Origin of the sequence: Serratia sp. FGI94 (genome assembly GCF_000330865.1) — a bacterium.
Taxonomy (GTDB): Bacteria; Pseudomonadota; Gammaproteobacteria; order Enterobacterales; family Enterobacteriaceae; genus Serratia_B; species Serratia_B rubidaea.
The window spans coordinates 2,681,218-2,693,959 of record NC_020064.1 but is presented as its reverse complement, the minus strand read 5'-3'; the positions used below and the strand labels follow the sequence as shown (position 1 = coordinate 2,693,959).

Below are 12,742 nucleotides of genomic sequence, written 5' to 3'. Positions count from 1 at the left end.
CGGGTGTTGACCTTCGGCGCGCATCACGGGCTGCCGAACAAGGAGCCTGAGCCAGGGGCAACCGGACAGGGATGTCCGGTTGAGGCGGCACAGGCAGGGAAGCCTGTAGAGCCGACCCGCCCGGCGACGGTGACGCCGTGAGGGTAACCCGAAGGGCAGAACGTGCCTAAGCGCGGGCGCGGGTGAAGGGGCCGCGCCTACGGCCCCTTCAATTGCCGTTCTCCGTTATCGCAGAGAAGTACCGCGCGTGTACGGCAATTCTCATTACTCAGTGCTAACAGAAATTGTACATAACAAAAAAGCCCGAACGCGAGTTCAGGCTTTTTCTTGGAATAGGACGGTGAGGGAGGGATGCATTCGCTGCGCTCACCCTGCGGGCAGCCTTCGGCTGTGCAAAACGCTGCCGCGTTTTGTCGAACCCTGTCGAGGGTTCTCACCCTCCCGGAGCGGGGAATATAAAGCAAAAAAGCCCGAACGTGAGTTCGGGCTTTCTCTTGGAATATGGCGGTGAGGGAGGGATTCGAACCCTCGATACACTTTCGCGTATACACACTTTCCAGGCGTGCTCCTTCAGCCACTCGGACACCTCACCATATTGTCTGTCGTCAGCGCCTTGCGTTGTCGACGGGCGCTAATGTAGGAGAAACTGATCCCAGCGTCAACACTCTTTTTACGCTTTCCGTCCGTTTAGCCAAACTTACAGCAATTTGCTGATTTCACGCGCAATAATCAGCTATTTATTCTTCACCTGCATGCAGAACGTGGCTGATAAGGTGTTGATAAATGCTGGTGGTATATTATTTGAGCGTCCAGCGTATCGGTAGATTAATATTCCACCAGTTCGCGCCGATGCTTTGCCGATGTATTCATTAATACTGGATTATTAGTCAAATATGCCGCTAAATGGAATGGCGAGCGTACGGAGACTTTTGCAAGGAAATACCCACCTTCGAGACGCTTGCCGCGCGATTTATGCCGATTTCACCGGTTGCACCGGCTCTTTACCGAGCGCGGCGCCGGCGTAGGGCTAAGAGCGCAGACAGGGATAAAACCATCAAATAATAATGCGGTAGAGGTTTGCTTTGACTGACTCGGATTCCACACTGGCAGCGCCGTCGCGCTATGCCACCCCCTCCGGCGCGGGAGCGCTGTTCTTTATTCAAATCTTCGCCACGCTGGGCTTTGCCGTGCTGTACTCCACGCTGGTGCTGTATGCCACCAAGCGTCTGGGGTTCAGCGAAAGCAGCGCCAACGCCATGATGGGCGTATTCGGCGCCTTTAACTATGGCCTGCACCTGTTTGGCGGCTACCTGGGCGGGCGCTATCTCAGCAACCGCAACCTGTTTGTGCTGGGGATGGTGCTGCAGGTGGCGGGATGTGCGCTGATTGCGCTGGCCGGCGTCTGGGGGCTGTATTGGGGGCTGGCGATGTTCCTTACCGGCAGCGGGCTGAACGTCACCTGCATTAATATGATGCTGACACAGCGCTTTAAACCCGAGGACGACCGGCGAGAGTCGGCATTTTTGTGGAACTACGCCGCGATGAACCTGGGCTTTTTTGTCGGTTTCAGCGCCGCCGGCTATTTCCAACTGACGGAAAATTACCGTGCGCTGTTCCTGTTCGCCACGCTGGGGAATGCCGGGGCGATTATCGTGGCGGCGCTGCGCTGGCGCGTGCTGGGCGATCTCAACACCCCATTGCTCAATGCGACGCCGGCGCAGTATCGTCGGCGCCTGCTGGCCGGCCTGGCGGTTCTGGTGATTCTGGTGCCGGTGATTCGGCTGATGCTGACCCATGCCGAGTTCAGCGGCTACTTTGTGATTGGCGTGGGGTGCGCCGTTTTCCTGCTGCTGTGCCTGATTACCCTGCGTCACCATCCGCATGACGAACGCCGGCGGATGAGCGCCTACCTGATTCTGGCTCTGGGATCGCTGGTGTTCTGGATGCTGTATCAGCTGGCGCCGATGGGGCTGATGCTGTTTTCTGAACACAATATCAACCTGAACCCGTATGGCATTCATGTTGCTCCGCAGTGGATCCAGAATATCAACACGCTGGTGATCGTCATCGGCGGCCCGCTGCTGGCCTGGTGGTTTAACCGCCTGCGCGCCCGCGGCTGCAATATTGATATTCCCCTGCAGTTTTCCGGCTCACTGTTCTGCATGGGGCTGGGGATGCTGGTGTTACCGCTGGGCATCAGCCTGGCGGGCGGTGACGGGCTGGTGGCGTTTAAATGGATCGTTATCAGCTATGTGCTGCAGAGCATCGGCGAATTGCTGATCTCGCCCATCGGTTACGCGATGATCGGCAAGCTGGCGCCGGCGCGCTATCAGGGCGTGATGATGGGGTGCTGGATGATGGTGACCGGCGTCGGTTCGGTGCTGGCGGGTTATGTGTCCGGCCTGATGCCGGAAAACAGCGGCAGCACGCCGCTGCTGACCAATCCCGGCTATAGCCATATCTTCAGCCTGCTGGGCTGGGGAGCGGCCGGCGTAGGCGTGGCGCTGTTGATTCTGATCCCGCTGCTGCGCCGCCTGATCCAGCGCGCCTAAAGGCGCAGCGATGCTTTTCTGCGTGAAACAGCCCCACTGGTCGGGGCTGTTTTTATTTGTCGGTTTTACTCTTGCATCTTCTGCCGATTCGCGGAACCCTGAGGGGACAATAACAGCAACCCTGCAGGAGCCTCTCTTTTCATGAACATCATGTTTTACCATCCTACGTTTAATGCACAACAGTGGCAGGCCGGCATGCAGCAGCGTTTACCCGGTTCGACGCTGCGTATCTGGCAGCCGGGAGACGACCGCCCGGCGGACTACGCGCTGGTCTGGCTGCCGCCGTATGAGATGCTGGCCGGGCGCCATCAGCTAAAAGGCGTGTTCGCGCTGGGGGCCGGCGTTGACGCCATTTTACAGCAGGAGCGGCAGCATCCTGGCACCTTGCCGTCCGGCGTGCCGCTGCTGCGGTTGGAAGATACCGGCATGGCGCAGCAGATGCAGGAGTATGCCCTGAGCTACGTCCTGCGTTATTTTCGCCGTTTCGACGAGTACCAGCAGCAGCAACAGCAAGGGCTGTGGCAGCCGTTGGAGCCGCATCAGCTGCAGGATTTCACCATCGGCATTCTTGGCGCCGGCGTCCTGGGTAAAGCGGTGGCGCAAAAGCTGGTGGACTTCGGCTTTAACGTACGCTGTTGGAGCCGCAGCGCCAAGCAGATTGACGGCGTGAGCAGTTTTGCCGGTGAGGCGCAGCGGCCGGCATTTCTGGACGGCGTTAAACTGCTGATTAACCTGCTGCCCAACACGCCGGAAACGCAGGGGATCCTCAACGGTGAGATGTTTGCCCATTTAGCGCCGCAGGCGTACCTGATCAACCTGGCGCGCGGCGCGCATCTGGTAGAGGACGATCTGCTGGCAGCGCTGGAACAGGGGCAGATAAAAGCGGCGACGCTGGATGTCTTTGTGCAGGAGCCGCTGCCGCCGGCACACGCCTTCTGGCGTCACCCGGCGGTGACGATGACGCCGCATATCGCCGCGATTACCCTGCCTGAACAGGCGATGGATCGGGTGGCCCAGAATATTTTAGCGCTTGAGGCCGGGGAGACGCCGACGGGGATTGTGGATATTCACAGAGGTTATTAATGAGCCGGTTAACTGCTATGCTAAGGCGAAACTGCGTCAGCCGCTTGTTGCGCATGGCGGTTGACCCAAGAATAAGGAGAAACAATGTACCCCGTTGATTTGCACATGCATACCGTTGCCAGCACCCACGCTTACAGCACGCTGCATGATTATGTCGCCGAAGCCAAGCAGAAGGGCATTCAGCTGTTTGCCATTACCGACCACGGCCCGGACATGGCCGACGCGCCGCACTACTGGCACTTTATGAACATGCGCGTCTGGCCGCGTCTGGTGGACGGCGTCGCCATTTTGCGCGGCATCGAGGCCAATATTAAGAACCTGAACGGTGATATTGACTGCACCGGCCCGATGCTGGACGCCATTGATGTGATTATTGCCGGTTTCCACGAGCCGGTGTTTGCGCCGCAGGATCGCGCCGCCCATACCGAGGCGATGATCGCCGCCATGGCGCAGGGCGACGTGCATATTATCAGTCACCCGGGCAACCCGCGTTATCCGATTGATATCCCGGCGGTTGCCGCCGCCGCTGCGCGTTACAACGTCGCGCTTGAGCTGAATAACTCGTCGTTTACCCATTCACGTAAGGGCAGCGAAGCCAACTGTCGGGCGATCGCCGCCGCGGTGCGTGACGCCGGTGGCTGGCTGGCGCTGGGTTCAGATTCGCATATTGCCTTCTCACTGGGCGGTTTTGAGCACTGTGAACGCATCCTGGCCGAAGTCGAGTTTCCGCAGGAGCGCATCCTCAACGTCAGCCCGCGTCGTTTGCTGAATTTTCTTGAGCAACGCGGTAAACCAGCGATTGCGGAACTGGCCGATCTGTGACATCGTCACGGCAAAAATTTCGCCTTTGCATAGGATGTCATCATGAATGAGTTTTCCATCGTCTGCCGCGTGCTGGGGACGCTGTTTTACCGTCAGCCGCAGGACCCGCTGCTGGTGCCGTTGTTTAGCCTGATTAAAGAGGGCAAACTGCAGCAGCACTGGCCGCTGGAGCAGGATGAGCTGCTGCAGCGTCTGCAGCAGGGCTGCGAACCGCACCTGTTGGCCGCCGACTTCAACGCGCTGTTCGTCGGCAGCGAATGCAGCGTATCGCCGCTGCGTTCAAGCTATGTCGAGGGCGCGACGGAAAGCGAAGTGCGCAGCTTCCTGCAGCAGCGCGGCATGCCGCTTGGCGAGGCGCCGGCGGATCACTTCGGCTCGCTGTTGCTGGCGGCGTCCTGGTTGGAAGATCAGTCACAGGAAGATGAAGCGCAGGCGCAAATCACGCTGTTTGACGATTATCTGCTGCCATGGTGCGGACGCTTCCTCGGTAAGGTTGAAGCTCATGCGACCAGCGGTTTTTATCGCACGTTAGCAGCGATTACCCGCGACGCGCTGCAGGCGATGCGTGATGAGCTGGCGGAGTATGAAGAGCAGGACGGTTCTGACGACGAACAGCCGTAAACCATGTCGGGCGCAGCGGGCGCTGCGCCTTGATACGGTGAGTTAATCGGTAAACGGAATCACCAGTTCACCCGGCTTCACTTCCAGCCCTTTGGCCAGTTTGCGCGCCATGGCTTCGGTTTTACTCTTGTCCGGGTTCAGCACGTAGGCCGGCTTCTGGTTGAAGTAGCTTTTCAGCGACTGGTCCAGATAAGGCGAAATTGCCTTCATCACGGTATTCATTTTTTCCGGCTGTACTTTATAGTCGGTCAGTTCCATATCCTTGAGGAAAATGGCCCCTTTTTCGCGGTCATAGGTCGGCTGCGCCTTCAGCGTCAGCTGCATGTCCGCCTGCTGCGGCCCCAGGATCGAGGTGATGTCCACTTTGGCGTTGCCGGAAAGGGTAACCTTGCCCGGTTCGCTGCGGCCGATCTGGCTCTGCAGCTGCGTCAGCACGATATGCGCATCCACCAGTCCCGGCACGCCGATTTGTTTCTGGTAATCATTATGTTTCTGCAGGTAGTCGTTAACTTCCTGTTCGCTGAGCGTGTACTGGGTCAGCTTGTTGCAGCCGGCCAAAGCACCGACAAACATCAGGGCGGCTGCGCCCATAACCATCTTTTTCATACGTGCCTCATAACTACTGCTAATAAAAAATGCTGATAATGAATTGATTATCATTATAAACATGCGCATATCCGTAACCCAAGTGATAAACCCTGCGCGCGTTGATAGTGCGCGGGAATCGCCGGGACGCCTATCGGATAACGCCGAATCTCCCGCGGCTCAACGCCGCAGCCGCAGCGCCAGCAGGACGATGCCGCCAAGGCAGGCCAAACCGCCGAGCAGCGGAAACAGCGGCACGCCCCACAGCCGCGGCGAGGCCTGCATCAGGTAGGGCGCCAGGCCGAGCGCAAAGGCGGCGGTGACAATGGCGATGGCTAGCGTCAACGCCGACCGTTCCAGCGCCTTGCTCAGTTGGGCGAGGTTGCTGACGTTGATGTCGGCGTTAAGCTGGCCGCGCGTCAGGCGCCGCAGCAGCAGGCGCAGGCTTTGCGGCAGTTCGTCGCCGGCATCCAGCGCGTCGGCGCCCAGCGCCAGCATGCGCTGACGCAGCGCCTCCGGCGCGTAATGCTGCAGCATCAGCTGTTGCAGCATTGGCTGTAAGGTGCGGATGATATCGAAGTTCGGATCCAGCCGGTGCAGCACGCCGTCGGCGGTGATCAGCGCTTTAAACAGCAGCGCCAGATCGGGCGGCAGTGCCAGCCGGTGTTCGCGGGACATGGCCAGCAGGTCGGTCAGCGCCTTGCCAAGCGTTAAGGTGCCGAACCCCTGTTTATCCAGGAAGTTTTGCGCCGCCAGCTCCAGATCCTGTACGTCGGGGTTATGGCTGTCTGACCAGGCGAGCAGCGTGCTGACGATGCCTTCGCTCTGCCGTTCGGCAATCGCCTGCAGCACGCGCAGCAGCTGATTGCGCCGCGTTGACGACAGCTGTCCGACCATGCCGAAGTCAATAAAGCCGACGCGGTTGCCCTCCAGCGCCATCACGTTGCCGGGGTGCGGGTCGGCGTGATACAGCCGGTGTTCCAGCACCATGCGCATAAACGCCTGCGCGCCGCGCTGCGCCAGCAGCGGGCCGTCAAGGCCTGCCTCCGCCAGCTGCTGCGGGTTTTCCGGCGCGATGCCGGGTAAAAATTCCTGCACCAGCAGCCGCTTGCTCGACCACTGCCAGTAAATCTGCGGGATTTTTACCTCCGGCTGTTCGCTAAAGCGCCGGGCGACCTGTTCACAGTTGTGACCTTCGTGGGTCAGATCCAGCTCGTGATTCAGCGCGGTGGCCAGCGCCTGCACCATCTGCACCGGACGGTAGCGCGCCAGCGCCGGGCTTTGCTGCTCCACCGTTTCGGCCAGATAGCGCAGCAGGCGCACATCGGCCTGAATGGTTTTTTCCAGCCCGGGGCGCAGCACTTTGACGATTACCGCTTCGCCGCTGTGCAGCCGGGCGCGGTAAATCTGCGCCATGGAGGCCGCCGCCAGCGGTTGGCTGTCGAACAGTGCGAAGATCTGCTGCGGGTCGCCGCCGAGATCGGCATGCACCTGGGCGGCCAGCGTCTCCCAGGGTAGCGTGGATGCCTGACTGTGCAGCTTGTCCAACTCGCGGGTCCAGCCGGCGTCGAGCAGATCGGCGCGGGTTGCCAGTATCTGGCCGAACTTAACAAAGGTCGGCCCCAGCGCCTCCAACGCCGCACGCAGACGCTCGGGCAGTGAGAGCGCGCCGTCGTCCGCCTGCGGAGCGCCTTTGCCGCCGGCTAGCAGCGGGCTTAATCCCAGCAGACGCACCACATCCTGCAGGCCGTAGCGGATCAGCACGGCAGAAATCTCGGCCAGCCGCGCCCGATCGCGCGCGGTGACGAACACCATTTTCAACATCTGTGCGCTCCTCCTTTGACCGCAGCAGCGGCGCTTACTGTTCCATGTCCAGCAACAGTGGGATATCGCTGCGCTCGGCCATGCGGTTACGGTAGGCTTCAACCGGCTCCGGCAGCGTGACGCCGGCGACGATGGACAGTGAGCGCAGCAGCGGGAACAGGTGGATATCATCTTCCGACAGCGTGCCGTTGACCGCCTCCGGTGAGACGATCAGCGCCGCCAGTGCCGGCAGATCTTGTTCCAGCCGGGCGATCAGGTCGGCGCTGTTCGCCAGATGACGGGAGAAGTCGCCGATTGCCGCCTGCTTCTTATTAATAAAATACTGACGGGCGCTGTCGGTAGCGAACTCTTCAAAGTCGGCCTGGGCGAAGCGCGGCAGCAGCAGCTGCGGCGTATATTCCGCCGCCTGTGCCAGCCATTGGCCAAGGACCGGGTTGCCGGGGCCGGTCAGCAGCGGCTTACCGTCCAGCCGATCGATATAGTGCACGATGTCCATGCTTTCCGGCAGATAGCTGCCGTCGTCTTTTTGCAGAATCGGCGCCATCTTTTTACCAATCATGGTGGTCGGCGTGATTTCATCGTCGTTCAGCAGGGTGACTAGACGCACCGGTTTACCCTGCAGGCCGAAAATCATGCGCGCCTTAACGCAGAATGGGCAGTGATCGTAGATAAACAGTTTCATACTCGCTCCCGTTGTCAGGTGATTGCCGCAATAATTAGCACAGCTTACCGATGCTGTCGCACGCTATTCTTGCGGGAAGGTGCCTAATCCGGCACAGTCCACCGTACCACGGCAGATTGTGACCGGGGAGCGATTATTCCTCTTTGGCGGGAAGGGCATTGAACACGTCAATCAGATGCTGGCGCGCCTGTTCCAGGTCGACCTTATCGCGTTCGGTAGCGGCGTTAACCTGCTGCAGCTGTTCAATTACCTCGTTTTTCAACGCGCGGTTATCCGCCAGAATGCACGCCACGGCTTTTTCCATCAGCGTGGAGCGGGCATAGATCATACGCAGATTTAAAACCATATGTTCCAACAGCTGGGGCAGGTGATTATTTTCTTCGGACATGCTGACGACTCCTGAGGTGAATGTACTACCAGAATAGCAGCTGATATAAATATTGCTGATTTTCTGGTGACTTAGCGCGTTTTTACGCCTGGTTGCCGATACGTTGACCGGCAGTCGCGGCAGAAGAGTGATGCAATAACGGGAGCGAGCCGACAAAAGTGCGGGAAAAAAAGCTGACCGCTTATTTACTGAGCGCCTGGGGTTTTACCTGTGAGGCCGGCTACGGTTATATTCAATAACGGGGAAATTCGGCGTATGCCGTTTGATGCGTAGGGCGCAGTCCCGGCACTCTCTTTTTATCGAACCGTTCCGAATCGCGGGGGAAATGATGTTCGGCTATCGCTCTGCATCACCAAAAGTACGTCTTACCACCGACCGTCTGGTTGTCCGTTTAGTGCATGAACGTGATGCCTACCGTCTGGCGGACTATTACGCGGAAAATCGCGCGTTTCTCAAGCCCTGGGAGCCGGTGCGCGACGAGAGTTACTGTTATCCTTCCGGCTGGCAGGCGCGGCTCGGCATGATCATGGAAATGCAGAAGCAGGGGAGCGCCTACTACTTCATGCTGCTGGATCCGGATGAGCATGAGGTGCGCGGCGTCGCCAACTTCAGCAATGTTTTGCGCGGCTCCTTTCATGCCTGCTTCCTGGGCTACTCCCTCGGTGAGAAGTGGCAGGGGCAGGGATTGATGTATGAAGCGCTGCAGTCGGCGAATCGCTATATGATGCGTCAGCAGCGCATGCACCGCATTATGGCAAACTATATGCCGCATAATCAGCGCAGCGGCGCGCTGTTGGCGCGTTTGGGCTTTGAGCGCGAAGGCTACGCCAAGGACTATCTGCTGATCGACGGTAAGTGGCAGGACCACGTGCTGACTGCGTTAACCAACAAAGAATGGCTGCCGCCACGGTGAGAAAACGAGCATGAAATATCAATTAAGCGCGCAAGAAGCGCGGGTAATCGGCTGCCTGTTGGAAAAACAGGTGACGACGCCGGAGCAGTATCCGCTGTCGCTGAACGCCATCACGCTGGCCTGTAATCAGAAAACCAACCGTGAACCGGTGATGACGCTGAGCGAAAGCGAGGTTCAGGATGTGCTGGACGAACTGGTGAAAAAACACTTTCTGCGTACGCAAAGCGGCTTTGGCAACCGGGTGGTGAAATATGAACAGCGTTTCTGCAATTCCGAGTTCGGCCAGCTGAAACTGAGCGACGCGGAGCTGGCGCTGGTTGCCACCTTATTGCTGCGCGGCGCCCAGACGCCGGGCGAACTGCGCATGCGCGCCGCACGGCTGCATGATTTTAACGACGTCGCCGAGGTGGAGCAGCAGCTGCAGCAGTTGGCCGAGCGGGAAGACGGGCCGTTTGTCCGGCGTCTGGCGCGTGAACCCGGCAAGCGCGAAAGCCGCTTTGTGCATCTGTTCGGCGCCGAACAGGCCGCGCCGGAGGGCGTTGATGCGCCGCAAGAGCAGGAGGCGTCATTAAGCCAGCGCGTCAGCGCATTGGAACAGCAGGTAACGGTGCTGACGCAGCAACTGCAACAACTGATGGCGGAGCAACAGCATGACTAAATTACGTATCGGCGTGGTCGGCCTGGGCGGCATTGCGCAGAAAGCGTATCTGCCGATCCTCAGCCACGCCGCCGACTGGCAGCTGGTGGGCGGCTTTTCACCGAACCGACAGAAGGCGCAGCCGCTGTGCGACAGCTACCGGATGGCCTGCTTCTCGCGGCTGGATGAGCTGGCGCAGCAGTGCGATGCGGTTTTCGTACACAGCAGCACCGCCAGCCACTTTAGCGTGGTGAAAAGCCTGCTGGAGCAGGGCGTGCATGTTTACGTCGATAAACCGCTGGCGGAGACGCTGGAGCAGGGTGAGCAACTGCTGGAGCTGGCGCAGGCGCGCGGCAGGGCGCTGATGGTGGGCTTCAACCGCCGCTTTGCGCCGCTGTACGGGCAGCTGCAGCAGCAGATGCGCCAGCTGGCGTCGCTCCGCATGGAGAAGCACCGCGCCGACAGCGTGGGGCCGAACCTGCTGCGCTTTACCCTGCTGGATGACTATCTGCACGTGGTGGATACCGCGCTGTGGCTGGCCGGCGGCGATGGCCGGCTGCTGGGCGGCCGGCTGAGCGTCAATGACGCCGGTGAAATGCTGTATGCCGAGCACCATTTCCGCTGCGGCGAGACGCTGGTGACCACCAGCATGCACCGCCAGGCGGGCAGCCAGCGGGAAAGCGTGCAGGCGGTGACCCGCGGCGCGCTGTATCAGCTGGACGATATGCGCCGCTGGCGGCGTGAAGACCGCGACGGCGTGCTGGAGCAGCCGGCGCCGGGCTGGCAGACCACGCTGGCCCAGCGCGGTTTTGAGGGCGCGGTGCGCCACTTTATTCAGTCGGTGGCGAATCAGACGCCGCCGCAGACCGGCGGCGAACAGGCGATTTACGCCCAGCGGATGATTGAACAGATACTGCGCGACGCGGATTTTCCAGGTAACCCCATGTAACATATGGCGTTGGCTATTCTGCCGCGGATGCGTAAACTGAAGCCGTTTCTTGACTGACGCCTGCTGCCGCAGGCGTTGATATTTACACGTAGTACTCACCAGAAAAACCACATGAACCTACTAAAATCACTGGCAGCCGTCAGCTCGATGACGATGTTCTCCCGGGTGCTGGGCTTTGCGCGTGACGCTATCGTCGCCCGCGTTTTTGGCGCCGGCATGGCGACGGATGCCTTCTTCGTGGCGTTCAAACTGCCGAACCTGCTGCGCCGTATCTTTGCCGAAGGCGCGTTCTCACAGGCCTTTGTGCCGATCCTCGCCGAATATAAAAGCCAGCAGGGTGAAGAGGCGACGCGCACCTTTATCGCCTATGTCTCCGGCCTGCTGACGCTGGTGCTGGCGTTGGTGACGGTGGCCGGGATGCTGGCGGCGCCCTGGGTGATCTATATCACCGCGCCGGGCTTTACCGACACGCCGGACAAATTCGCGTTAACCTCGTCGCTGCTGCGCATTACGTTCCCTTATATTTTGCTGATCTCGCTGGCCTCGCTGGTGGGGGCGATCCTCAATACCTGGAACCGTTTCTCAATACCGGCGTTTGCGCCGACGCTGCTCAACGTCAGCATGATCGGTTTTGCCCTGTTCGCCGCGCCTTACTTCAATCCGCCGGTGCTGGCCTTGGCCTGGGCGGTGGTGGCCGGCGGCGTGTTGCAGCTGGGTTACCAGTTGCCGCACCTGCGCAAGATCGGCATGCTGGTGCTGCCGCGCATCAAGTGGCGCGATGCCGGCGTATGGCGGGTGATGCGTCAGATGGGGCCGGCGATCCTCGGGGTGTCGGTCAGCCAAATTTCACTGATTATCAACACTATCTTCGCCTCGTTTCTGGTCTCCGGTTCGGTGTCCTGGATGTACTACGCTGACCGCCTGATGGAGTTTCCTTCCGGGGTGCTGGGCGTGGCGCTGGGCACCATTCTGCTGCCGTCGTTGGCGAAGAGCTTCGCCAGCGGCAACCATGATGAGTATTCCCGCCTGATGGACTGGGGGCTGCGCCTGTGCTTCCTGCTGGCGCTGCCGAGCGCGATAGCGCTGGGTATTTTGGCTAAGCCGCTGACCGTATCGCTGTTCCAGTACGGCAAGTTCAGCGCCTTTGATGCGGCGATGACGCAGCGCGCGCTGGTGGCCTACTCCGTTGGCCTGATGGGGCTGATCGTGGTGAAGGTGCTGGCGCCGGGCTTCTACTCGCGCCAGGACATCAAAACGCCGGTGAAAATCGCCATTGTCACGCTGGTTATGACGCAGGTGATGAACTTGGCGTTTATCGGCCCGCTGAAGCACGCCGGGCTGTCGCTGTCTATCGGCCTGGCGGCCTGTCTGAACGCCTCGTTGCTGTACTGGCAGCTGCGCAAGCAGGATATTTTCCGTCCGCAGCCGGGTTGGGCGCTGTTCCTCACCAAGCTGGTGGCGGCGGTGCTGGTGATGTCGGCGGTGCTGGTCGGTATGCTGTGGCTGATGCCGGCCTGGGACAACGGCAATATGCTGGAGCGTCTGCTGCGTCTGGCGGTGGTGGTGGTGGCCGGCGTGGTGGCCTACTTCGGCGTGCTGGGCGTGCTGGGCTTCCGGCCGCGGGACTTTGCCCGCCGCGTTGCCTGACAGCGCCGCGTGCCAGAACAATAAAAAAGGGTCGCCTCT

General features: G+C 60.0%; 12 protein-coding genes and 1 tRNA gene. 8 read left to right on the top strand and 5 right to left on the bottom strand.

Features of this window, described 5'->3' with window-relative positions; translation table 11 throughout:
* Positions 1-502: 502 nt before the first annotated feature.
* A tRNA-Ser gene (locus D781_RS12245) sits at positions 503-592 on the bottom strand.
* 490 nt (positions 593-1,082) lie between these two features.
* Here D781_RS12245 and D781_RS12240 point away from each other — a divergent pair.
* The 4 genes from D781_RS12240 (at position 1,083) to D781_RS12225 (ending at position 5,078) form a co-directional block, all read left to right on the top strand.
* Complete coding sequence (locus D781_RS12240) at positions 1,083-2,552, top strand: oligopeptide:H+ symporter (protein WP_015672645.1); 1,470 nt, start codon at positions 1,083-1,085, stop codon at positions 2,550-2,552.
* A gap of 141 nt (positions 2,553-2,693) precedes the next feature.
* Entirely contained in the window at positions 2,694-3,635 is a 942-nt protein-coding gene (gene ghrA, locus D781_RS12235) for a glyoxylate/hydroxypyruvate reductase GhrA (RefSeq protein WP_015672644.1), read from the top strand.
* A gap of 84 nt (positions 3,636-3,719) precedes the next feature.
* A complete protein-coding gene (locus tag D781_RS12230; RefSeq protein WP_015672643.1) occupies positions 3,720-4,457 on the top strand; it encodes a phosphatase in 738 nt (245 codons plus the stop codon).
* A gap of 42 nt (positions 4,458-4,499) precedes the next feature.
* Positions 4,500-5,078 (top strand): molecular chaperone, encoded by a 579-nt coding sequence (locus D781_RS12225; RefSeq protein ID WP_015672642.1) that lies wholly within the window; start codon positions 4,500-4,502, stop codon positions 5,076-5,078.
* A gap of 42 nt (positions 5,079-5,120) precedes the next feature.
* On the opposite strand, the gene D781_RS12220 is transcribed toward D781_RS12225, so the two are convergent.
* The 4 genes from D781_RS12220 to D781_RS12205 form a co-directional block, all read right to left on the bottom strand.
* The gene (locus D781_RS12220; protein WP_015672641.1) at positions 5,121-5,684 is read right to left on the bottom strand and encodes a lipoprotein; all 564 of its coding nucleotides are present in this window, start codon (positions 5,682-5,684) and stop codon (positions 5,121-5,123) included.
* A gap of 159 nt (positions 5,685-5,843) precedes the next feature.
* Positions 5,844-7,487 (bottom strand): AarF/UbiB family protein, encoded by a 1,644-nt coding sequence (locus tag D781_RS12215; protein WP_015672640.1) that lies wholly within the window; start codon positions 7,485-7,487, stop codon positions 5,844-5,846.
* A gap of 34 nt (positions 7,488-7,521) precedes the next feature.
* Positions 7,522-8,169 carry a glutaredoxin 2 gene (gene grxB, locus D781_RS12210; protein ID WP_015672639.1) on the bottom strand — a complete coding sequence of 216 codons (648 nt, stop codon included), beginning with the start codon at positions 8,167-8,169 and terminating at the stop codon, positions 7,522-7,524.
* Positions 8,170-8,302: 133 nt separating this feature from the next.
* Entirely contained in the window at positions 8,303-8,557 is a 255-nt protein-coding gene (locus tag D781_RS12205) for a hypothetical protein (protein ID WP_015672638.1), read from the bottom strand.
* 328 nt (positions 8,558-8,885) lie between these two features.
* Between D781_RS12205 and rimJ the strand changes: the two genes are divergently transcribed.
* The 4 genes from rimJ (at position 8,886) to murJ (ending at position 12,703) form a co-directional block, all read left to right on the top strand.
* On the top strand, positions 8,886-9,470 hold the full coding sequence (gene rimJ / locus D781_RS12200; RefSeq protein WP_015672637.1) for a ribosomal protein S5-alanine N-acetyltransferase: 585 nt from the start codon (positions 8,886-8,888) through the stop codon (positions 9,468-9,470).
* Between the two features lie 10 nt (positions 9,471-9,480).
* Positions 9,481-10,128, top strand: coding sequence for a DUF480 domain-containing protein (locus tag D781_RS12195; RefSeq protein WP_015672636.1), 648 nt, complete (start codon positions 9,481-9,483; stop codon positions 10,126-10,128).
* A complete protein-coding gene (locus tag D781_RS12190) occupies positions 10,121-11,056 on the top strand; it encodes a Gfo/Idh/MocA family oxidoreductase (protein ID WP_015672635.1) in 936 nt (311 codons plus the stop codon). The genes D781_RS12195 and D781_RS12190 overlap by 8 nt, the downstream gene beginning before the upstream one ends.
* A gap of 111 nt (positions 11,057-11,167) precedes the next feature.
* The gene (murJ, locus tag D781_RS12185; RefSeq protein ID WP_015672634.1) at positions 11,168-12,703 is read left to right on the top strand and encodes a murein biosynthesis integral membrane protein MurJ; all 1,536 of its coding nucleotides are present in this window, start codon (positions 11,168-11,170) and stop codon (positions 12,701-12,703) included.
* Positions 12,704-12,742: the final 39 nt, after the last annotated feature.

Excerpts from the sequence above, each read along its gene's own strand:
- ghrA (WP_015672644.1), top strand. The coding sequence starts at position 2,694 with ATGAACATCATGTTTTACCATCCTACGTTTAATGCACAACAGTGGCAG.
- D781_RS12230 (WP_015672643.1), top strand. The coding sequence starts at position 3,720 with ATGTACCCCGTTGATTTGCACATGCATACCGTTGCCAGCACCCACGCT.
- D781_RS12225 (WP_015672642.1), top strand. The coding sequence starts at position 4,500 with ATGAATGAGTTTTCCATCGTCTGCCGCGTGCTGGGGACGCTGTTTTAC.
- D781_RS12220 (WP_015672641.1), bottom strand. The coding sequence starts at position 5,684 with ATGAAAAAGATGGTTATGGGCGCAGCCGCCCTGATGTTTGTCGGTGCT.
- D781_RS12215 (WP_015672640.1), bottom strand. The coding sequence starts at position 7,487 with ATGTTGAAAATGGTGTTCGTCACCGCGCGCGATCGGGCGCGGCTGGCC.
- grxB (WP_015672639.1), bottom strand. The coding sequence starts at position 8,169 with ATGAAACTGTTTATCTACGATCACTGCCCATTCTGCGTTAAGGCGCGC.
- D781_RS12205 (WP_015672638.1), bottom strand. The coding sequence starts at position 8,557 with ATGTCCGAAGAAAATAATCACCTGCCCCAGCTGTTGGAACATATGGTT.
- rimJ (WP_015672637.1), top strand. The coding sequence starts at position 8,886 with ATGTTCGGCTATCGCTCTGCATCACCAAAAGTACGTCTTACCACCGAC.
- D781_RS12195 (WP_015672636.1), top strand. The coding sequence starts at position 9,481 with ATGAAATATCAATTAAGCGCGCAAGAAGCGCGGGTAATCGGCTGCCTG.
- D781_RS12190 (WP_015672635.1), top strand. The coding sequence starts at position 10,121 with ATGACTAAATTACGTATCGGCGTGGTCGGCCTGGGCGGCATTGCGCAG.
- murJ (WP_015672634.1), top strand. The coding sequence starts at position 11,168 with ATGAACCTACTAAAATCACTGGCAGCCGTCAGCTCGATGACGATGTTC.